We start from the raw sequence: 20,323 nt of genomic DNA, 5'->3' as shown, positions 1-20,323 counted from the left end.
TCGTTATTTTTGTTTAATAATGGCAGCGTCAATATTCAGCTGGTTCGGAATGAGTTTTTGTTGATAGAAAGCATCCGCAACGTACTGCTGTTTTTTTGCGACTTCGGCTGAAATAGGTTGAACGCCAAAGCCCATACGACCAATCGAGGTTTGTAAAATGTCTAAAGACAAGCCTGTCGGTTTTTCTAACAATTTGGCTGCTTGTTGTTGATTTTGTTCGACCCACTGTGTGGTGGTGTTGAGTTCATTGACGACTGTTTTTAAAACTTCTGGATAGGTTTCGGCAAACTTACGATCGGCCAAATAGAACTGATGATTACTCACCAAGTTTTCTCCGGTAGCAATCACACGTGCTGAGATTTGGTGTTCAGCGGCAGCAAAGAAGGGATCCCAAATGACCCAAGCGTCAACTGCACCACGTTCAAATGCGGCACGTGCATCCGATGGCGGAAGATACACCGCTTCAATATCAGAAAGTTTCAGGTTATTCGCTTCTAACACTTTGAGTAGCAGGTAATGCACATTTGAACCTTTGTTGAGTGCAATCCGTTTGCCTTTTAAATCTTGAATGCTCTGAATCTTTGAGTCTTTTTGTACGATCAGTGCTTCTGCTTTAGGTGCAGCAGGTTGGTTGGCAATGTAAACCAAGTTCGAATTTGCAGCTTGTGCAAAAATCGGAGGCGCTTCCCCCGCTTCCCCAAAGACTACACTGCCGACATTTAAACCTTCGAGGAGCTGTGGACCTGCAGGAAACTCGACCCATTTGACTTGGACATTTTGTGCTTTAAGCACCGTTTCTAAAGTGCCACGCTCTTTGACGATGGGCAAAATGCCATATTTTTGAAAGCCAATATTGAGTGTGACGGTCTCAGCTTCTTTTTTCCCACATCCAGATAACATCATGGCACTCACGACTGCTGCAGAAAGAACGCTTGTTTTGATCCAGAACTGTGCTCGAGAAGTGCTCATGTGTTTCATAACTCCAAATAAATAAGGTGAGTGAGTTGGTGAACACATACGCTAATGGGCATTTCTTTTCAGAAAAAATAAGAAATCGGGCTTTAGACATGAAAAAAAAAGATAAAAGCAAAAGTGCAAAACTTATGTAAAAAACAGCAATATAAAAAACATAAAATATAAAACTTATCGAGTTTAACTGATTGATATTTATTATTTAAAACGCATTTTTATTTTTGGAATAAGCTTAGTCTTTCACGCAATATAGAGTTGAGCGATTTTTGCAGTGTTTTCTCGATAAAGATATGAGAAATAAAGATATCCATAATCCTGCAAAAGCCACTTAAAGTGGCTTTTTAAAGACCAGTGAGTTGCGCTGATAGTTGTATAAGGCTTGGCGTGCATTGGGAAGTTCATCGACATTGGCCGTTTCAAAGCCATGTTCTAAGAACCAATGTGCAGTACGTGTGGTCAGTACAAACAACTGTTGAATGCCCATACTGCGGGCTTTACCTTCGAGATAATGCAAAATTTGGCTGCCACGATTAGATTTTCGATAGCTCGGATCGACTGCGACACAGGCAATTTCAGCGCTGCGGATTTCACCCTCTGCCGCTGGCAGTGGGTAGAGTGCCGCACAGGCCAAGATCATGCCATCACGTTCAATCACCGCAAATTGGCCAATTTCGTTTTCGAGACGTTCACGTGAGCGATAAACCAAAATGCCTTCTTCTTCAAGTGGGCGTAATAGGTTAATCAGCCCGCCGACATCTTGAATGTTGGCCATACGGACTTCTTCATAATGGGCATCGGTAATCATAGTGCCCGAACCATCACGCGTGAAGAGCTCCTCAACCAAGGCACCATCATAAGCATAGGAAATCAGATGGACACGATGGACGCCATGCGTCGAGGCCTTTTTGGCACCGCGTAAATGTACCGCAATGTCTGGATTCGAATCTTGGTATTTCTCAATTTGTGCATCGAGCTTGTGTGGCGAAATTTCGCGTTGCAACTGACCATGTTCATTGAGGAGACCATGTTGTTTGCCCAAGAAAATCAATTTGTCCGCTTTAAGATGAATCGCCGTGCGGGTCGCCACTTCTTCAGCCAGCAGATTGAATACTTCGCCTGTGGTGGAATAGCCAGTTGGCCCGAGTAGCACAATATTGTGGTTATCCAAATGACGTTGAATGGCGTCGGTATCGACCGTACGGACTTCGCCGGTTAACTGAAAATCGACCCCATCGCGAATGCCATAGGGCTTAGCTGTAACAAAATTCCCTGAAACCACATCAATGCGTGCGCCATACATCGGTGAGTTGGCCAGTCCCATCGACAGTAAGGCTTCAATTTGCAAACGAATCGAGCCCACTGCATTCATCACACAGCCCAAAGACTCTCGGGTGGTGACACGACGATACTGATGAAACGGCGTTTGTAGTTGGCTTTGTTTTAAGTTGTGGTTGATTTGCGGACGTGCCCCATGCACCAAGATCAGGCGAATCCCGAGTGAATGCAGCAGGGCAATGTCGTGAATAATATGTTGAAAGTTATCATGCTGAACGGCTTCACCATCGAACATGATTACAAAGGTTTTATTGCGGTGAGCATTGATATAAGGCGCAGAATGTCGAAACCAATGCACATACTGCAAAGTTGTACTGTGATGTGTTTCGATCGAATTTGCGTGCATGCCTGTCTCAAAATGAACTGCTTAGCATGATTTTAATCAAAAAATGCAGAAGAGGAAGTCTTAAATAGAAAAACACCTGAAGCAACGTTCAGGTGTTTCATTGGTTTTGCGCCACCAGCCAGAATTAACCGATAATACGCAGGATACGGTTATTACGTTCATTGACTAAAACATAGTCACCATTGACCTTATACCATTGTTGGTAGCGTCCAGTGTTGGGTAGGCGACGTGCTTCGCGGTCACTGACATGATAACGCGATGAGTCATAGCTGCGTGGCAAAGTTTGACCTGAGCGCCAATCACGGCTTGGGTTAACACGTTTGTTTTGGTAGCGGTTGTCATTGTCCCAACGACGGTCATCGCGATGATCCCAACGAGAGTCATGATCATGCGAGCGGTCATAGTACTGCGGTGCTGCCATTGCAGATGTGGCCATGAGCGCGCCTAAAGAGAGTGTGATTGCAGTCAGAATTTTTTTCATTGCTTTCGTCCAGTATTAGTCTTGTTTCGATGATTCAAAATTAGCGAATAACTCTAGAGAAAGCGTGAGGGCTATTTAGGTGAATTGTGAAATGTATGAAGAGACTGAGGAGATTGTTGTTTTTCTGCAATGCTTGCAAACAAAAGCTTTGGCGCATAAAAAAACCTGAAACAACGCCTTCCATGCTGTGCCTGACTGCGGTCTCCTGAGGAATGTATGCAGTCATGCTAGTGCGAGTGAACAGGTGTTGATTCAGGTTTCAATAATGTCGCTGCGTTATACAAGATGAAGCGCAGATTAAAGCCCCATAATCCGCAGAATATTGTTGCTGTCTGCATCGACTAAGATGTAGTCATTGTTGATTTTGTACCACTGCTGATTTCGGTTTGGCTTTGGAAGATTATGCTCTTTGTATTCGACTTTATAGCCGTTACCACGGTAATGCTGTGGCATGACATAACCTTGTTGCCATTTATGCTGTTGTAAACGTTTGACACCGCGCTCTTCGCGCATCCGTCGACGATCTTGCTGATCGTCATCATCTGAATCGCGAAAGTCACGTCCGCGTGGCTCATTGCCATAGCGTGGATGATCGTGGTCAAACTGAGGGGCAGCAGTACTGAGACTGCTTGCCATCAAAGCACTGAAAGAGATTGCCAATACTGTCAAAATCTTTTTCATGTTGAATCCTCATTAGGGTAATTTCACTCTTTCCTATAATGTACGAAAAAAATGCAGAGAAACTGTGAAGATAAATTGGGCATTTATTAACAAATGCAGAGATATTAAGAAGATTATGCCTAATTTTGACCGTTAATTAAATCACCAATTGATTCAAAGTCGAAAGCAATCGGTCAAATATTTCTGTTTTTCTGCATTGTGGTATTGCATCGCTTGGCCTTGCTGAAGAAAGCAAAGGCGATTATTTAATACCATTGCTTGGTCAGATTTTGCAATGAAAAAATCGCGTTTACAACGGATTCGGCTTGAACAGCATCCTCCAAAGCCGAAATTAAGCTTTCAGGCAGTTGTAAATTGTGGATATGACGAATGGTGTCATGTTTACGTTGTACATCAGTCATGTTGAGCCCTGATTTTAAGTTCTTGATGAATCAGAATGATAAGCATGAAATGTTCATCTATAAAACCGAATATTTTTATTAAAATGATTTAAAAATACGATTTTAATACCCAGTTAGCCAAGCTGATGTTTCAACTTGGCTGATTCGGTCTAATAAGCGTAGTTGAGGTCGGTATAATCGCTTAATGATTTCTGCACATGGGCTTGGATAAATTCATGTACATCGGCTGCGGTCATTGCTTCCCCATTTTTACGAATGGCATGCTCAATGTCGGGCTGACCTTCAATTTTAATCCTATAAACAAAATTTTTCTTCGTTTGATATTGGTCGTCGTTTTTTGCAATCACGGTGACATAGTGGTAGCTATGTTCAAAGTTTAAGTCGGTATGAGAAAAAACAAACTGATCAAAGAGTTTCAGAGTCGCACCATTTTCCAGTGCTTGCAGTTCTTTGACAATACTGGCTTCAAACTTCATTCCATATTTTTCTGAAATCGGCTGTTGGTCAATCAACAGGCTAACCATACCATCTTCAGTGGGTTGTACAGTGATGTTGCTCAAGTCCGTCATGGCATATGCTTCAAAAATGGAGTTGGGCATCAGTATCCGCAAAAATTGAAAAAAGACAACCTTTTCTGAACTTGAGATCATGTTTCAGATGACTAAGCCTCTGTTTGATTGTATAAAAAAAGGAAGCCGAAGCTTCCTCTTGAGTGACACATTTTAGTCTTGTGCATCAATACTTTGACCATTCATATGTAAACTATCATCGCCCATCAGGTACAGATAGGCAGGCATGATATTTTCAGGCGTTGGCAATGTTTTTGGATCTTCATCGGGATAGGCTTTTGCACGCATTGCAGTGCGGGTCGCCCCCGGATTGATACAGTTAAAGCGGATATTCGGTGAGGTATTTTCTTTAGCAAACAGTTGGCTGACCGCTTCAATCGCGATCTTAGACACCGAATATGCGCCCCAACGTTCACGCGTTTCACGCCCGACACCTGAGCTGGCAAAAACCACGGAGGCATGCTCAGATTTTTTCAGGAGTGGCATTAACTCTTGAGTCATAACGAATGGCGCACGCAAGTTGACGGCCATGACATCATCCCAGACATCGACAGGATAATTTTCCAGTTCTGTGCGCTCACCCAAGATGCCCGCATTATGCAAAATGCCATCTAGGCGCCCAAATTGGCGCTCTAAGGTGTCGACCAGTAATTCATAGTCACGAGGAGAGGCGCTCGACAGCTGCAAGGGTAAAATTGCAGGTTGCGGCGCACCTAAGCCTTCAATTTCATCATAAATGACTTCGAGCTTATTTAAGGTACGCCCATGCAGCACCACAGTTGCGCCGTGTAGGGCATAACTTAATGCAGCAGCACGACCAATACCATCGCCCGCACCTGTAATTAAGATGATGCGATCCTTGAGCAGATCGGGGCGAGGTTGATATTCTGAATATTTCATCATTACCTCCTCGTTATTTTGATTTTTTAATTGTGATCAAGTCAGTGAAGTGGACGGTGTAGTTTGACTCACAAGAGACTGAATAACATCGTCCAATTCAGCCACACTCTTCACTATACAATCTGCCTGCCACGCTGTTAAGTCATCTTTGTGCGCGAATGGTAAATAACCATAAGCTGCCAAAATGGTATACATCTGCGCGTTACGACCTGCATCGATGTCACGTGGATGATCGCCGACATAGATACAGCCTTCAGGCGCAATCGCGATGTGCTTGGCAGCCAAATACATCGGCTCAGGATCAGGCTTGGTCTGAGAGACATCTTCTGGGCAAACTAAAACCGCACAGCGCTCTGTCAAATTCAGCGCATCTAATAATGCTTCACTGAGCCAGCGCGGTTTATTGGTGACTATGCCCCAAGGAATCTCTTGGTTTTCAAGTTTTTCAAGTAGCGGATACATGCCCGAAAACAGGTCAGTATCTACTGCGATATCGGCACCGTAGATATCTAAAAAACGCTGACGATGTGCCAGAAAAACCGGGTCTTCGACTTCCAGTTCTGGATAAACCAATTTCACCATCGCCCGTGCACCTTCAGAGACTTGGCTACGGATCAGGTCTGCATCGACCACAGCGACGCCTTTTTCACGGCACATGTCTTGAATAATGCGAATAAAGTCGGCGGCAGTGTCGATCAGTGTGCCGTCAAGGTCGAATAAGACGGCTTTCATGCAGCACCTTCTTTTACGGTATAGACCATGTAATTGACATCGACATTTGGCGCTAACCAATAGCGTTTGGTCAATGGATTGTAATGTAAACCCGTCATGTCTTTCAGTTTGAGTCCAGCACCGCGAATATCATGTGCAAGCTCTGATGGTTTAATGAATTTTTGATAATCGTGGGTGCCTCTCGCTAACATACGCAGTACATATTCAGCACCAATAATGGCAAACAGATAGGCTTTGGGATTACGGTTGATGGTTGAAAAGAACACATGACCACCTGGTTTAACCAGTTTATGGCAGGCTTCAATGATTGAAGCTGGATTAGGTACGTGTTCCAGCATTTCCATGCAGGTCACGACATCGTATTGTCCCGCGTGTTCTTCTGCGAGCTGTTCAACTGGAACTTGGCGATACTCGATATGCTTAACACCTTCTTGCTCTGCATGTAAACGCGCCACATTCAGTGGGGCTTCGCCCATATCAATACCAAGAACATCTGCACCACGACGTGCCATACTTTCAGCCAAAATGCCGCCACCACAGCCGACATCAAGGACTTTTTTCCCACTGAGTCCACCAGCATGCTCATCAATCCAGTTTAAGCGTAATGGATTGATCATATGTAAAGGACGGAACTCCGAGTGCTGATCCCACCATATGGCAGCAAATGCTTCAAATTTGGCAATTTCTTGTGGATCAACATTCAGTTGCGACATCATCGTCACCTCAATCAGGTTGTAATATTTAAAAAAATTCAATAGGGCTTAGTGTAGCGTTTATTCTGGAAAAAGCGATAAAAGCCTGAAAAAAGTTCACAGAATGAAAACGAATTTGGCATATTTGATTTATAGTATTTGCATAAACTTATCATAATGATTTTGAGGACAATAAGTTCAATGAAAAAACTCCTTTTGAGTGGACTAGCAACCGCTGTTTTCGCTATTTCTGGTAGTGCTTTGGCTGCAAACTTTGTAGCAGGTCAGGACTATACTGTGGTACCAACGCCAGTACAGGTCGAAGTACCTGGAAAAATTGAAGTGCGTGAGTTCTTCTGGTATGGCTGCCCACACTGCTTTAAACTTGAACCGCATATGCAGACTTGGTTAAAGAAATTACCTAAAGATGTACGTTTTGTACGTACACCAGCAGCGATGAATCCACTTTGGGAGCAGGGTGCTCGAGCTTATTATGTGTCTGAAGCTTTAGGTGTGCGCAAGAAGACACACCTTATGTTATTCCATGCGATTCATGATCAAAACCAACCAATTTTAGAACAACCTGCTTTAGCTAAGTTCTATACTCAATTTGGTATTCCTGAAGCGAAATTTAATAGTACGTATAAGTCTTTTGCGATCACTTCAAAAATTGCTCAAGCGCAAGACTTAGCGAAACGTTATCAACTGAGTGGTGTCCCTGCGGTCACAGTCAATGGTAAGTACATTGTTCAGGGCGAAAATGAGAAAGTTGTGCAAGTTGTAGAATATCTCATCGAAAAAGAACGTGCGGCAAAATAATGAGCGTATAGCTCGCCCCATAAAAAAAGCCTGCTGATGCAGGCTTTTTTTATGGGGCGCCAAAATTTATTGCACACTTGATGCAGGCTGTAATAAATCCTCATAACGCAGATCAATTTTTCTTAAAGTTTTTAAGCGCCAAAGTTGGTGACGAGCCTCAGCCTCATAGCCATTGAAAGCCAAGAGTTTAGCAAACTTGGTTAAATCATAAGGAATCGGGTAGTTCAACACCATTTCCTCATAGTCCCGAATTTGCTTAGGGCTGACTTTACTATACGGATTTAACTGAATCCATTCGATACGACGGTTAAACTCAGACAGCAGTAAAATTTGATCGTGATTGGTGAATTTTTCAGGTGTTTTTTCATAGCGAGAGGCTTGATTCAGCTTCGGCACCATCAGTTCATAATCACGGATAATGAGTCCGACCAAGATCACACAGGCTGTAAATACCACTGGCATAACATAACTTGCTACGGTCCATGTTTTTACTTTTTGCTGGGCTTGAATAATCCCGAGAATAAAGCCGAGCGGCAACAAGAAATAGGCATAGAATAAAGGAAATTCGAGCATCGCATGAATGAGTACAGCCCCTACCATGAGCAAACCCACCACAGATTCGGATGAAGTTGCATGCTTTTGTAGTTGATAACCCCAATAGCTTATGTAAGCAAAAAATGGAACTGCAATCAGTAGACCATTCCATAAAATGAAGTCGAGAATGAAGTTGTGCGCACTTTTCACCCAAACTGGACCTTGGAACTGATCACTAATCAATGTGTAAGCGACACTGGTTTGATGCCAACCATAGCCAAACCAAGGGCGTTCTGCGATTGCATGTAGCATTTGCTGCCAAATGGCAAGACGTGACATATCCCCCTTGGTTGCTCGAGCAACGACATCGCGAGTTTGTGTGACATCAACATTAGAAAGTTGAGCCAACAACTGGTTGAGCTGAGGAGTTAACACAATTAAAGAAACAAAGAGCACAAACCATGCAAGAGCACTATACCATTTGAGTTGTAGTGTGCCTTTGTATTGTTGATAGAGTAAATACAGTAGTACACAAATACTCGCGACCCATGATGTGCGAGATTGACTCAGTGCGACAGCAAACAACATCAGTACGGCACTGCTGCAGAGAAGAAGAGTATTGAATTTTTTCTTCTCAAATAAGTAAAGAGTACCCAGTAAGGACAGAATTAAGAAGCTTGCCATATTATTCGGCTGAGCGAAGTTGGCATACGGGCGGTCACCTTTTAATATGGTCATCCCCGGTATTTTCTGTTCAATATTGAGCCATTGGCAGATGGCAATCAGAGCAGTGACCACACCAACCAACCAAAAAACCGTACTTAAACCAGCAAACAATTGTTCACGCGCGAGCGGTCTTTGACTGAGGTTAAAACCTAAAACAATACTGAGCCAAAAGGCAAAAATGTATAGGCCGCACATCAACGCTTTGCTGAAAAAGAACAGCTCACCAAAGCCGTACTGTATAAAGGGTACAAGGCTTAAGAGCAATAGAGGTAGTGTGATCTTGGGGAATAAAATTTTTTCTTTTAGAAACAGTGCAGAAAGCGTAAATAATGACAAAAAGGCAAACAGCTCACCTGTATAAGTGACCCATGGTCGATAATGAATGGGCAAAAGCCATGCTAAGGCCATACATACACTGGCAGCTAAAAAAAGAAAAAAACGCATAAGAGGTACAGATGAAAAAACTGGCTCTATGATAGTGAAAAAGCGTCTAAGTTTGAGCAAACAGTGTTAAAAAATTTGTAATGTATTAAAACATCATTCTAGCTGGAGTTTAATGCAGTGTCGGGTTGGCTTGTTCTGTTTGTATTGTTGGTCGATGCCAATTGGAAATACCACGAAACATGAGTTGAATCTGTACCACTGTTTGCATTTTAAAGTCATGTTGTTGCTGTTGTAATTGTACTGATGGTAGATCTCGGCTAAAACCAATCCAACGCATGGCCCAGTTAAAAGAGGCATTCATTAGAATATTGGCTAAAACGTTAAGGTCTTTTGAATCGCGGATATGCTGCATACTTTCAATACGGGTGAGAGCATAGGCAAAGTCGTCGATTAAAAACGTGATCTCTCGTTCGATGGCTTTACGAACCAATGTTGAGCCTCCCCAACGCTCGCCGATGAGAAAGATCCATTGTTCGGGGTGTTGCTCAACGGCATCAAAGAATAAATCGAGGCTGTGCTCAATGGTTGCATGTGGGCGGTAAACATAGCTTTGACCTAATTGGGTCAGCACATTTTTGATATGTAAGGCAGCTTGGTCGACCAGTTCAAGCCCTAGTTCATCCAAATCACTAAAGTGTCGATAAAAGGCGGTTGGCACTAAACCGACTTGACGGGTAACTTCACGGAGACTGATCTGACTAAAGGAACGACCAGAGGTGCTGAGCTGTAAGGCTGCATTGAGCAATGCTTGGCGACTTTGTTGTTTGCGCTCTTCACGAATCGACATAGATGTGGCCTCAAGCTCATTTGTCTTTTAGTTTAACAAAGAATCAAGATCTAAAGTGAGGTTGGCGATCAATTACAAAAGCGAGCTTGTGGAGCAAATGCTTTGGCTTTGCTTCTGCTATACTATGCGCCAATCAACTTAGTCAGATGAAGGACGTATTATGCGTATCGACCAACGAGCATTAGATCAATTACGTGATGTTACTATTACGCGTAACTATACACGTTATGCAGAAGGTTCGGTATTGGTTGAGTTTGGTCATACCAAAGTTCTTTGTACGGCGAGCATTGATAACTCAGTTCCGCGTTTTTTAAAAGGTAAAGGTCAAGGTTGGGTAACAGCAGAATATGGCATGTTGCCACGTTCAACCCATACCCGTAGTGACCGTGAGGCGGCACGTGGTAAGCAAAGTGGTCGTACTCAAGAAATTCAACGTTTGATTGGTCGTAGTTTACGTGCCATGGTGGATTTAAAGAAACTCGGTGAAAATACGATTACCATTGACTGTGATGTGATTCAAGCAGATGGTGGTACGCGGACTGCTGCAATCACTGGTGCTGCGGTGGCCCTTATTGATGCGATGAATACGCTGCTTGAGAAAAAGAAAATTAAGCAGGATCCACTCAAAGGTTTGGTTGCTGCCATTTCAGTCGGTATTTTCCAAGACGAAGTGCTTTTAGACTTATGTTATGAAGAAGACTCAAACTGCCAAACAGATTTAAACGTGGTGATGACCCAAGCAGGTGAGTTTATTGAGATTCAAGGTACAGCGGAAGATAAACCATTTACCCGTGTACAGTGCAATGCCATGTTAGAAATGGCCGAAAAGGGCATTCAAGAATTGGTGAAAAAACAACAGCAAGCACTGGGCTGGTAAGTTTTCACGCAAAAAAACGCACTATCTAGTGCGTTTTTTTATGGCGTGTTGACTGAATGCAATCTTTTCAAATTAAGCATTAAAACGCATGGAAAGATCGACGGCTTTGACATCTTTGGTCAACACACCCATCGAAATATAATCCACGCCTGTGGTTGCCACTTCACGTAAGTTGTCAATGGTGATGTTGCCTGACGCTTCCAATTTACAACGTCCTGCGACATGCTTGACAGCATCAATCATTTGTTGCTGGCTAAAGTTGTCTAACATCACGATATCCGCTTGGGCTTCTAATGCTTGGTCTAATTCAGCCCATGTTTCGACTTCGACTTCGACAGGTTTGCCCGGGGCAATTTGATGCGCTTTGGCAATCGCCTGAGCAATGCCACCAGCTGCCATGATGTGATTTTCTTTTATTAAAAAAGCATCGAATAAGCCTAAACGATGGTTTTGCCCCCCGCCGATCGCGACTGCATATTTTTGTGCAATGCGCAGACCCGGTAGTGTTTTACGGGTATCTAGCAACTTTGTATTTAAGCCGTCTAACTGTTTGACATATTCAGCCGTTTTAGTTGCTACTGCAGACAGGGTTTGTACAAAGTTGAGCGCAGGGCGTTCAACCGTAAGTAAGCTGCGTGCTGAACCCGCCAGTTTAAAAAGGGTTTCATTGGCACGAACCAGATCGCCATCGTTTTTTAGCCACGTGATTTGTACACTCGAATCAAAAGCTGCAATTAATGCATTGACCCAAGGTTGACCTGCAAGAATCATGTCTTCACGGCTAATAATGGTCGCAGTTGCTTGCTCATCTTCAGGCGTCAAAAGTGCCGTAATGTCGCCATCACCGATGTCTTCTTGTAATGCCTGTTGAATATTCAGTTGAATAGATTGTTCAAGCAGTTGCTGCGATATGCTCATCCGATTGTCCGTATCTTTATAGAAGCCATGAAAATTGCGCAATATATTAGCATTTTTCCTGAAAAGGCGTAAAAATTTCTAAAACGAAACACCATAGATTTGTGAAATGATAGGGAAAGATTTAGCATGGACAACAAAGCAAAAATATTGCCCGAAGGGCGCAATGGGTTTAAGGAATAAAAATATGCAAGGCATTCCATCGTTTCAAGTGCAAGCTGGTCAATTGCAGGGAGCGAGACAAATCCCATCGCCTAATTTTAACGCACGTCCTGCAGATGCTGATATTCAACTGATTGTCATTCATAATATCAGTTTGCCCCCCTCACAGTTTGGTGGTGGCTATATTGAACAATTTTTTCAAAATCAATTGGATTGGTCAGTACATCCATATTTTCAAACTATTCAAGGCATGCAAGTCTCAGCACATTTACTGATTTTAAGAGGCGGGGAAGTCTTACAATTTGTTAACTTTCATGACCGTGCATGGCATGCAGGGCGTTCGAGTTATTTGGGCAAAAAAGAGTGCAATGATTATTCGATTGGCATTGAGCTTGAGGGCAGTGATGACATGCCTTTTGAAGATGCCCAATATGAAGCATTGGTACATGTGACTGCCTGCTTACAGCAAACCTATCCTCAAATTCAACAGCATTTGGCGGGGCATTCCGATATTGCGCCAGGTCGAAAAACGGATCCTGGCCCATTTTTCGATTGGTACAAATATAGAAGCCGTTTGCAGCAGTTAAAAAGTCAATAAATTGAGTGCAGACAACAACATTAAACAATCAAATATTCGCTGAAGTTTCATTACAATAGCGGCAAATGAAAAACTAGGTGGATACGATGGCGCTGTGGCGGTCAACCGTAATTGTAAGTGCAATGACCATGCTTTCTCGGGTCTTGGGTTTGGTACGAGACATTGTTTTGCTGAATGTCTTTGGTGCGGGTAAAGATTTCGATACTTTTGTGGTGGCCTTTCGTATACCGAACTTCTTTCGTCGGCTGTTTGCTGAGGGGGCATTCTCTCAGGCGTTTATTCCAGTACTGACCGAATATAAAACTGGGCGTACCCATGCGGAAGTTCAAATCCTGATTAGCCGTGTCTTTGGTTGTTTGATGACGATCATGACAGCTCTAACTTTCTTGGCTATGGTCGCGGCGCCTGCCGTATTGTATATTTATGCACCGGGCTTCCATGCTGACCCTGAGAAGTTTGATCTTGCAGTTTCGATGTTCCGCCTCACTATTCCTTATTTATTGTTTATGTCGCTGACAGCCTTTGCCAGCAGTATTCTAAATAGTTATGGTTCCTTTGCTTCACCCGCATTTTCACCAGTATTGCTGAATGTTGCGATGATTGCAGGAGCATGGTGGTTGACGCCGTATATGGCGGAGCCGATTATGGCACTCGGTTGGGCAGTGATTGCTGCGGGTGTATTGCAATTAGCGATCCAAATTCCTGAACTTTGGCATAAAAAATTACTGATTCCGCCGAAAGTCGATTTTAAACATGAGGGTGTAGATCGCATCATGAAATTGATGTTGCCTGCACTATTTGGTGTTTCTGTTACGCAAATTAACTTACTTCTAAACACCATTTGGGCTTCGTTTATGCAAGATGGTTCTGTGTCTTGGTTATATAGTGCAGAGCGTATGACTGAATTGCCTTTGGGGTTGATTGGGGTGGCGATTGGTACGGTAATTTTACCGGCATTGTCGACCCGTCATGCAGAGCAAGATATGTCGAAGTTTCGTGGCATGATGGATTGGGCTGCGAAGGTGATTGTTTTGGTTGGCGTGCCTGCCAGTATTGCACTGTTTATGTTATCGACCCCTATTATTCAGGCCCTATTCCAACGCGGACAATTTACCCTTGAAGATACTCAAATGACGGCTTTAGCGTTGCAGTGTATGAGCGCCGGGGTGATTTCATTCATGTTGATTAAAGTCTTTGCACCTGGGTTTTATGCACAACAAGACACCAAGACTCCTGTCCGTGTGGGGCTAATGGCCGTTGCTGCGAATGCGATTTTAAACGTAGTGTTTATTGGTTTCTTTAAATTGATTGACTGGCATGCAGAGCATATGGCACTGGCTTTAGCGTCTTCTGGGTCTGCACTTGTAAATGCAGGAATGTTGTATTTCTACCTACATAAGCGTGATATTTTCCGTTTTGGTGCTCACTGGAAAAAACTGTTTATTCAGTTTGGTATTTCTAACGCCGTGATGATTGCGGCATTGTGGTACGGACTGACTTGGTATAATGGCGAAATGTCACAGTGGATTCGCGTTGCTGAAGTGGTTGGGCTGTGTGTGGTCGGTGCAGTGGCTTATGCCATTGGTTTATTCATGACGGGTTTTAGACCACGCCATTTAAAGCATGAAGCATAAAACAAAAAGCACTACTTGATTTTATGCTGCAAGACCAGTGAAGCGCGTAGCTTAAAAAAGCATGGCTTGATTTGAGAATAGATTGTAATTCATAAAAAGCGTAATCAATAAAAAGCCTGATCACATGTCAGGCTTTTTATTTTATCTCTAGAATTATTTTGCCTAACTGCCTTAGTTTGGCAATACTGCAATCAGTTCCACATCAAAAATCAGCGTGCTGTTCGGTTCAATCACATCACCTGAACCAATTTGACCATAACCCAGTTTAGATGGAATAAAGAAACGGTATTTCGCTCCTTCTTTCATCAGTTGCAAACCTTCAGTCCAACCTTGAATGACTTGGCTGACTTGGAATTCTGCAGGCTGTTGGCGTGCAATCGAACTGTCAAAAACCGTTTGATCAATCAAACGTCCTTCATAATGGACTTTGACTCGACTGTTGGCCTTGGGTGACTTGCCTTGACCTTGTTGTAAAACCATATATTGCAGGCCTGAAGCTGTAGTTTTCACCTCAGGTTTTTTTGCATTCTCAGCTAAAAATGCTGCGCCAATTTTGGCATTTTTGTCTGCCAATTGTTTGACTTCTAATAATTGTTTCGCTTCGGCTTGACGCTTATATTGGGTGAGTACACGCGCCATATCTTCATCACTTAATGAGGCAGTTTGGCCTTTAGATGCTTCTCGTAACCCTTGGACAAAAGCATCTATATCTAAATCTTGAATAGACTCTGCATTACTGCGACCCATCAAATAACCAAAGCTATAACCGACCTGTTGATGAGCACTACTTTTATTGGTGATAGGTGCCGCGAAAAGAGGGGTTGAAAGGAACAAGCCACAGAGTAATGTTGTTTGAATTTTCATAAATTGTTCTCAATAAAAACAGGAGAGCAAAAGCTCTCCTTGAGTTGGCATTGTTATTTTACTTTGATCAGTTCTACATCAAAAATAAGTGTACTGTTGGCTGGGATCATACCGGGTACCCCTTGTGGACCATAACCTAAGTTGGACGGGATATAGAGGGTCGCTTTGCCACCTTCTTTCATCAGTTGTAAACCTTCAGTCCAACCTGGAATGACTTGATTCAATGGGAACTCAATTGGCTCGCCACGCTCAATTGAGCTGTCAAAGACTTTACCGTCGACCAGTTGGCCTTTGTAATGTACGGTCACGACAGAGCTGGCAGTGGGTTGCTTACCTGTACCTTCTTGCGTGATTTTGTACTGTAAGCCCGAAGCTGTAGTTTTCACCCCAGGTTTTTTTGCATTTTCAGTTAAGAAATTATCGCTAGTGGTCTGTGCTTGTTGAGCAACATTAGCCTGTTTTTGTTGCATTTCTTGTTGGAACTGTTCATAGGCTTGTTTTAATTCTTCTTCTGTATACGCGGGTTGGCTACGGGCATGACCTGCGCGAACACCAGTGACAAAACTGTTAATGTCGAGTTCTGGTGGGGTTTGATGAGCAACTTCATAGCCTAGTGCATAGCTAATTTTTTCTACGGCAGATGCATTTTTTGAAACTTGCGCTTCAGCCGAAGCAGGGTGTTGAGATGCATAATAAACGGGAACAAGTGCAGCACCGCCTAGGAGAACAGCTACAGCAATCGGTAAGGCTTTACTCATGTGAAATTTTTCCTAATTCTATTACATTCAAAAAGTTTTCAGCATCTTAGCAGACTTCATGAATCACGTGTTTTGTACCTAGAGTACATTTCCAAATTAATATATGCCGAAGTCCTTAAAAAAACTATAAGGATTTGAATATATAAACGTTTGTCATACAAAATAAAAAGCCAGAACTGTCATTCTGGCTTTTTATCGGCTAATAGCTGTCTTTAGTCTGATTCTTTATTGGCTTTATAAGCATAAGCATAATTGTAGCCATAACCTGAACCAGCTGTACGTTGAATGTCATTCAGAATGAAGCCATTGACTTTAACACCTGCTTGTTCAAAGCGATTGATGGTTAACTCAAGCTCTTTCATTTGTGTTTTCGCATAACGCGCAATCACTAAATTAACGCCTGTATATTGAGAAATAATAATCCCATCCGTTACAGCCAGTACTGGTGGTGTGTCGATGATCACATGATCGAACTTTTCAGACAGTTGTGCCAAGACGTTCTTAAACTGAGCCGAGCTTAAGAGTTCAGATGGATTGGCTGGACTTTTACCTCTGGAGATGACGCTTAAGCCAGGTACTTCAGTATTTCGAATCACTGTCTCTAAGCTGTGTTGGCCATTGAGTAATTCAGTGAGACCTGGTTGAGTGTCGTAGTTAAAGTACTTATGTAAATATCCACGACGTAAGTCAGCATCTACAATCAAAACACGTTTATCGCTTTGCGCCAAAATTGTGGCTAAGTTGGTCGAAATAAAAGATTTCCCGACTTCTGGTGCTGGGCCTGAAATCATAATCAGGTTATTTTTTGCAGAACTTAAAGCAAAATGAATGGCGGTACGCATACTACGTAAGCTTTCAATCGCAATATCATCACTGTTTTTAACAGCCAAAATAGGAATATTCTTTTTCTTCTTCAAAATATTGATGCGACTTTCTTGCACGGGTGAACGAGGGACTGTTGCATACACAGGTAGATCCAGCTCATTTTCAATTTGAGCGGAGTCTTTAATGCCTGAGCGCATCATATTGCGTAATAATGCTAACAGCGTACCAAGGAAACCACCGACAAAGAGCGATAAAATTAGAACGATAAGTGTCTTTGGCTTAACTTTTTCAAAAGGCTTAACGGCTGTATCGACAATACGTACATTACCAATCTCACCTGCATTTGCAATTTTCAACTGTTGATAGTTGTTTAGCAGAGCAGTGTATTGTTCTGCATTGACTTTAACATCGCGATAAAGCTGTAAATATAAGCGCTGGGTTTCTGGAAGTTGTTTCAAAGCTTGATTTAACTGTTCTTTTTTACCAGTCAACTCTTTCAACTGAGCATTAATTTCTGCCATTAAAGGGTGATCATTGGTATATTTTGCAGAAAGTTCAGCTTGTTTTTGCTTGAGCTCAATCATTAAGCGTTCAAGCTCAATATTTTGTTTCAGCAACAGTTCAGATTCTTGGGTCACATCAATGGTGTTGTATTTTTCACGGAATCTATTGAACTTAATCTCAGAATCTTCGAGTTGCTGCTTAAGTAAAGGTAATTGTTTATCTAAGAAAGCAAGTGTTTGCGTTGATTCTAGGGACTTTCTTTCAATATTTTGTTTGTGATAGACACTCAGAATATGATTCAGAACTTTGGTAATGTGTGCTTTATCAGTGCCTTGGTAACTTAAACCGACTACACCTGTCATTTTTCCACGTTCAGCAACACCATAATTCAACATTAGGTTTTTCATTGCTGTTGGTAGAGCGTATTTTGTGATTTTAAGTTCTGGGGCTAGATTGTTATTTTTTACAATATACACTTGCCACAAGCCATACGGACTAGGCACTTGATTCTTGACGTTGGTTTTGCCTTCAAAAACAACTTCATCTTTATGTAGTAGTTGAAATGTGTTTGATTCGTTGAATTTTAGTTGAAGGGGTTCATCTAGATAGAAATCAGGGACATTCAATTGTTTAATTTGAACTACGGATGATTTATTTTGATAAACCACTTCAGTTGGAGTGTAATCAACTGTTGACTTTTTCTCTGAAATCAAACGATTAAATGCGGAGTCTTCTGGGGCCTTGATTTCAATATCAAGGTTGAGATCTCGAATCACTTGTCCCAAAACCATGCGAGATCTTAGAACTTCAATTTCTGCATCGGCTGGTGATTTTTGCCCCATCGCTCCTGAGAGTTGGCTTAACTCGCCTAATAGTGCTGCTGAGGCAGCACTTTTGCTGTCTTCAACGAGAACCATCGCATCTGTAGCATAAATGGGTTGAGTGACTCTTAAATAAAGTAATGCACAAATTAAACTGAAAATAATACAAAGAGCAATGAGTTTCCACTGAGCAATCAGAGAAAAAAATAACTCTTTTAAGTCGATTGTATCTTCGCTAGTGCTAGAGTTTTGATTCATAATTTAATATCGTAATAATTTAAAAATGTGATTTCCAATCAGCAACAAAGCGTTGAATATTGCTACAGGTTATATCAAAAAAAGCTTGATTATGCTGGTAGGGGTCAGCAACATTTTGTTTTTGCCAATGACCTAGGCGAAAGACTTTACCTTTAGCAAAAGGCCACTGTTTTTCTATATGTTGAGCTTGGTTGTTACTCATCACCAAAATCAAATCGGCAGCTTTAATGAGGCTGGCATTGATCTGTTTTGCGACATGCTGACGCATATCAATCTTAAATTGATCCATACAATGAATAGCCTTGTCATCGGCACCATGTCCCACCATGGCGGATAGACCTGCAGAGTCAATATTGAGCTGTGGATTTTCCTGTTTGAGGAAATATTCCGCCATTGGACTTCTACAAATGTTTCCAACACAAACCACTAAAATATTTTGTATCCCCATGACTTATTTTCCAAGTTGATCAAAACTATATAAAGCACTTGAGAACGGAACAATTTGATTCATCACACGCTGCCAACGCGTTAAACCTGTTGCATCAATATAGACAATATCGTTCTTTTTCATGTCGAATTGATTGGCTAAGGCCAAATTACCCAGACTACTCAAGTTTAAATGATAAATGGTTGATTGTTTGGACTTTAAGTCTGTGCGCATTACATAAATTCGTGCTGCACTTGCAGAATATGGATTAATACCTTCACTTTCACCCAATACATCACTTAAAGACATGCCTTGATCTCTTAAGCTAATTGCTTGGCTTTTACTCGACTCACCCATGACATATAGTTTTTGGTCTTGTTTGGTGTTAACGAAAATGGTGTCGTCAGGTTGGATCAGTAGGTTATGGAGTGATAAGCCTTGTTTTTCTAACTGAATGGTATTGAGATTATATGTTTGACCATTTCGGATGAGTTGAATATTGGTCGTATCTCCAGTCTTGGTGTCGATCCCGCCCGCTTGACCTAGGGCAGTATAGAGACTGATTGGAAGATCATTGATGGTGTATTGTCCACTTTTAAGCACTTGCCCGTTGACATAGTAGCGTTTTGCTTCAAAAGACAGAACGCGGACAATCACGTCAGGATTCTTGAGATACTTGCTAAATTGGCTACGCAAGAATGTATGTGCTTCAGCAAGCGTTTTTCCAGCAATTTTGACAGAACCAATTAAAGGAAGTTGGACATTCCCGTTTGGATCAATCGGGTAGCCTACAGTTCGTACACTGGTCGCATCTTGAATAGGCGGAGTAATTTCTGGATATGCCCAAAGTTGGATAGATAGGACATCACCATAGTTCAAGCGATAAATACCTTGTTTTTTATTAAACAAAGTTCGAATATCTGAAAAATTGTTGACAGGTGCTTGCGCTATATTAGAGATATTCTCTTGTGTTAACTGTACAACATTAAGTTCAGCACCTTGATTTGTTTTATAGGAGCCTTGTTCAGGAAGATCATAAGTTTGAAGTCCTGATGTTACGGCACAACCAGTTATGCTTAAACTGAGTGCTAACAATATGCTATAGCGGTAGTAACTCACTCGAAAATAAACCCTATTTATAAATAATTTGAATAATGGATCAGGGCTATGACAACCCGAAGAATTTATATAAAACAGTTAGATTTTATACCAATTAATATCTTTAACATAGCCTAAGATGTTGGTGAAACGTACTGTTTCT

At 42.1% G+C, this 20,323-nt stretch carries 21 protein-coding genes; 4 read left to right on the top strand and 17 right to left on the bottom strand.

The window, feature by feature from the left end:
• Window positions 1-3: 3 nt before the first annotated feature.
• From B9T36_RS17585 to ubiG, 9 genes are all read right to left on the bottom strand, one after another.
• A complete protein-coding gene (locus tag B9T36_RS17585) occupies window positions 4-969 on the bottom strand; it encodes a sulfonate ABC transporter substrate-binding protein (protein WP_086210734.1) in 966 nt (321 codons plus the stop codon).
• A gap of 331 nt (window positions 970-1,300) precedes the next feature.
• Window positions 1,301-2,653 (bottom strand): amino-acid N-acetyltransferase, encoded by a 1,353-nt coding sequence (gene argA / locus B9T36_RS17580; RefSeq protein ID WP_086210733.1) that lies wholly within the window; start codon window positions 2,651-2,653, stop codon window positions 1,301-1,303.
• A 124-nt stretch (window positions 2,654-2,777) separates the two neighbouring features.
• Window positions 2,778-3,134 (bottom strand): RcnB family protein, encoded by a 357-nt coding sequence (locus B9T36_RS17575; protein ID WP_004983817.1) that lies wholly within the window; start codon window positions 3,132-3,134, stop codon window positions 2,778-2,780.
• Between the two features lie 297 nt (window positions 3,135-3,431).
• The gene (locus B9T36_RS17570) at window positions 3,432-3,815 is read right to left on the bottom strand and encodes an RcnB family protein (RefSeq protein WP_086210732.1); all 384 of its coding nucleotides are present in this window, start codon (window positions 3,813-3,815) and stop codon (window positions 3,432-3,434) included.
• Between the two features lie 245 nt (window positions 3,816-4,060).
• On the bottom strand, window positions 4,061-4,216 hold the full coding sequence (locus tag B9T36_RS19125; protein ID WP_162900301.1) for a hypothetical protein: 156 nt from the start codon (window positions 4,214-4,216) through the stop codon (window positions 4,061-4,063).
• Between the two features lie 149 nt (window positions 4,217-4,365).
• Entirely contained in the window at window positions 4,366-4,785 is a 420-nt protein-coding gene (locus B9T36_RS17565; RefSeq protein WP_086210751.1) for a hypothetical protein, read from the bottom strand.
• Window positions 4,786-4,938: 153 nt separating this feature from the next.
• Window positions 4,939-5,685, bottom strand: coding sequence for a YciK family oxidoreductase (locus B9T36_RS17560; protein WP_005401600.1), 747 nt, complete (start codon window positions 5,683-5,685; stop codon window positions 4,939-4,941).
• A gap of 36 nt (window positions 5,686-5,721) precedes the next feature.
• Window positions 5,722-6,417: an HAD family hydrolase gene (locus B9T36_RS17555; RefSeq protein WP_086210731.1), complete on the bottom strand. Its 696-nt coding sequence runs from the start codon at window positions 6,415-6,417 to the stop codon at window positions 5,722-5,724.
• Window positions 6,414-7,130 carry a bifunctional 2-polyprenyl-6-hydroxyphenol methylase/3-demethylubiquinol 3-O-methyltransferase UbiG gene (ubiG, locus tag B9T36_RS17550; RefSeq protein WP_086210750.1) on the bottom strand — a complete coding sequence of 239 codons (717 nt, stop codon included), beginning with the start codon at window positions 7,128-7,130 and terminating at the stop codon, window positions 6,414-6,416. Before ubiG ends, B9T36_RS17555 begins: the two co-directional genes overlap by 4 nt.
• A gap of 180 nt (window positions 7,131-7,310) precedes the next feature.
• Between ubiG and B9T36_RS17545 the strand changes: the two genes are divergently transcribed.
• The gene (locus B9T36_RS17545) at window positions 7,311-7,928 is read left to right on the top strand and encodes a thiol:disulfide interchange protein DsbA/DsbL (protein WP_086210730.1); all 618 of its coding nucleotides are present in this window, start codon (window positions 7,311-7,313) and stop codon (window positions 7,926-7,928) included.
• A gap of 66 nt (window positions 7,929-7,994) precedes the next feature.
• On the opposite strand, the gene B9T36_RS17540 is transcribed toward B9T36_RS17545, so the two are convergent.
• Together B9T36_RS17540 and B9T36_RS17535 are read right to left on the bottom strand one after the other, a co-directional pair.
• Window positions 7,995-9,632 (bottom strand): PglL family O-oligosaccharyltransferase, encoded by a 1,638-nt coding sequence (locus B9T36_RS17540; RefSeq protein WP_086210729.1) that lies wholly within the window; start codon window positions 9,630-9,632, stop codon window positions 7,995-7,997.
• Window positions 9,633-9,741: 109 nt separating this feature from the next.
• Entirely contained in the window at window positions 9,742-10,419 is a 678-nt protein-coding gene (locus tag B9T36_RS17535; RefSeq protein WP_086210728.1) for a TetR family transcriptional regulator, read from the bottom strand.
• Window positions 10,420-10,579: 160 nt separating this feature from the next.
• On the opposite strand from B9T36_RS17535, the gene rph reads away from it, so the two are divergent.
• Window positions 10,580-11,296 (top strand): ribonuclease PH, encoded by a 717-nt coding sequence (rph, locus tag B9T36_RS17530; protein ID WP_086210727.1) that lies wholly within the window; start codon window positions 10,580-10,582, stop codon window positions 11,294-11,296.
• Window positions 11,297-11,368: 72 nt separating this feature from the next.
• On the opposite strand, the gene nadC is transcribed toward rph, so the two are convergent.
• Window positions 11,369-12,214, bottom strand: a complete 846-nt coding sequence (nadC, locus tag B9T36_RS17525; protein WP_086210726.1) for a carboxylating nicotinate-nucleotide diphosphorylase — start codon at window positions 12,212-12,214, stop codon at window positions 11,369-11,371.
• A gap of 184 nt (window positions 12,215-12,398) precedes the next feature.
• Between nadC and ampD the strand changes: the two genes are divergently transcribed.
• Complete coding sequence (gene ampD / locus B9T36_RS17520; protein ID WP_086210725.1) at window positions 12,399-12,971, top strand: 1,6-anhydro-N-acetylmuramyl-L-alanine amidase AmpD; 573 nt, start codon at window positions 12,399-12,401, stop codon at window positions 12,969-12,971.
• A gap of 77 nt (window positions 12,972-13,048) precedes the next feature.
• Window positions 13,049-14,605: a murein biosynthesis integral membrane protein MurJ gene (gene murJ, locus B9T36_RS17515; RefSeq protein ID WP_171264502.1), complete on the top strand. Its 1,557-nt coding sequence runs from the start codon at window positions 13,049-13,051 to the stop codon at window positions 14,603-14,605.
• 171 nt (window positions 14,606-14,776) lie between these two features.
• Here murJ and B9T36_RS17510 read toward each other — a convergent pair whose 3' ends face one another.
• The 5 genes from B9T36_RS17510 to B9T36_RS17490 all read right to left on the bottom strand — a co-directional run bounded on the left by B9T36_RS17510 (window position 14,777) and on the right by B9T36_RS17490 (window position 20,181).
• Window positions 14,777-15,469 (bottom strand): FKBP-type peptidyl-prolyl cis-trans isomerase, encoded by a 693-nt coding sequence (locus B9T36_RS17510; protein ID WP_086210723.1) that lies wholly within the window; start codon window positions 15,467-15,469, stop codon window positions 14,777-14,779.
• A gap of 53 nt (window positions 15,470-15,522) precedes the next feature.
• Window positions 15,523-16,227 (bottom strand): FKBP-type peptidyl-prolyl cis-trans isomerase, encoded by a 705-nt coding sequence (locus B9T36_RS17505; protein ID WP_086210722.1) that lies wholly within the window; start codon window positions 16,225-16,227, stop codon window positions 15,523-15,525.
• Between the two features lie 212 nt (window positions 16,228-16,439).
• On the bottom strand, window positions 16,440-18,635 hold the full coding sequence (locus tag B9T36_RS17500; protein WP_086210721.1) for a polysaccharide biosynthesis tyrosine autokinase: 2,196 nt from the start codon (window positions 18,633-18,635) through the stop codon (window positions 16,440-16,442).
• Window positions 18,636-18,654: 19 nt separating this feature from the next.
• Window positions 18,655-19,083 (bottom strand): low molecular weight protein-tyrosine-phosphatase, encoded by a 429-nt coding sequence (locus B9T36_RS17495; protein ID WP_086210720.1) that lies wholly within the window; start codon window positions 19,081-19,083, stop codon window positions 18,655-18,657.
• Window positions 19,084-19,086: 3 nt separating this feature from the next.
• Entirely contained in the window at window positions 19,087-20,181 is a 1,095-nt protein-coding gene (locus B9T36_RS17490; protein WP_086210719.1) for a polysaccharide biosynthesis/export family protein, read from the bottom strand.
• Window positions 20,182-20,323: the final 142 nt, after the last annotated feature.

Origin of the sequence: Acinetobacter sp. ANC 4204 (assembly GCF_002135205.1) — a bacterium.
Lineage (GTDB): Bacteria > Pseudomonadota > Gammaproteobacteria > Pseudomonadales > Moraxellaceae > Acinetobacter.
The sequence above is the reverse complement of the archived record's forward strand: the minus strand, read 5'-3'. Positions and strand labels throughout refer to the sequence as shown.

Bases quoted from the DNA above. Each gene is read 5' to 3' on its own strand.
- B9T36_RS17585 (WP_086210734.1), bottom strand. From the start codon at position 969: ATGAGCACTTCTCGAGCACAGTTCTGGATCAAAACAAGCGTTCTTTCT.
- argA (WP_086210733.1), bottom strand. From the start codon at position 2,653: ATGCACGCAAATTCGATCGAAACACATCACAGTACAACTTTGCAGTAT.
- B9T36_RS17575 (WP_004983817.1), bottom strand. From the start codon at position 3,134: ATGAAAAAAATTCTGACTGCAATCACACTCTCTTTAGGCGCGCTCATG.
- B9T36_RS17570 (WP_086210732.1), bottom strand. From the start codon at position 3,815: ATGAAAAAGATTTTGACAGTATTGGCAATCTCTTTCAGTGCTTTGATG.
- B9T36_RS19125 (WP_162900301.1), bottom strand. From the start codon at position 4,216: ATGACTGATGTACAACGTAAACATGACACCATTCGTCATATCCACAAT.
- B9T36_RS17565 (WP_086210751.1), bottom strand. From the start codon at position 4,785: ATGACGGACTTGAGCAACATCACTGTACAACCCACTGAAGATGGTATG.
- B9T36_RS17560 (WP_005401600.1), bottom strand. From the start codon at position 5,685: ATGAAATATTCAGAATATCAACCTCGCCCCGATCTGCTCAAGGATCGC.
- B9T36_RS17555 (WP_086210731.1), bottom strand. From the start codon at position 6,417: ATGAAAGCCGTCTTATTCGACCTTGACGGCACACTGATCGACACTGCC.
- ubiG (WP_086210750.1), bottom strand. From the start codon at position 7,130: ATGTCGCAACTGAATGTTGATCCACAAGAAATTGCCAAATTTGAAGCA.
- B9T36_RS17545 (WP_086210730.1), top strand. From the start codon at position 7,311: ATGAAAAAACTCCTTTTGAGTGGACTAGCAACCGCTGTTTTCGCTATT.
- B9T36_RS17540 (WP_086210729.1), bottom strand. From the start codon at position 9,632: ATGCGTTTTTTTCTTTTTTTAGCTGCCAGTGTATGTATGGCCTTAGCA.
- B9T36_RS17535 (WP_086210728.1), bottom strand. From the start codon at position 10,419: ATGTCGATTCGTGAAGAGCGCAAACAACAAAGTCGCCAAGCATTGCTC.
- rph (WP_086210727.1), top strand. From the start codon at position 10,580: ATGCGTATCGACCAACGAGCATTAGATCAATTACGTGATGTTACTATT.
- nadC (WP_086210726.1), bottom strand. From the start codon at position 12,214: ATGAGCATATCGCAGCAACTGCTTGAACAATCTATTCAACTGAATATT.
- ampD (WP_086210725.1), top strand. From the start codon at position 12,399: ATGCAAGGCATTCCATCGTTTCAAGTGCAAGCTGGTCAATTGCAGGGA.
- B9T36_RS17510 (WP_086210723.1), bottom strand. From the start codon at position 15,469: ATGAAAATTCAAACAACATTACTCTGTGGCTTGTTCCTTTCAACCCCT.
- B9T36_RS17505 (WP_086210722.1), bottom strand. From the start codon at position 16,227: ATGAGTAAAGCCTTACCGATTGCTGTAGCTGTTCTCCTAGGCGGTGCT.
- B9T36_RS17500 (WP_086210721.1), bottom strand. From the start codon at position 18,635: ATGAATCAAAACTCTAGCACTAGCGAAGATACAATCGACTTAAAAGAG.
- B9T36_RS17495 (WP_086210720.1), bottom strand. From the start codon at position 19,083: ATGGGGATACAAAATATTTTAGTGGTTTGTGTTGGAAACATTTGTAGA.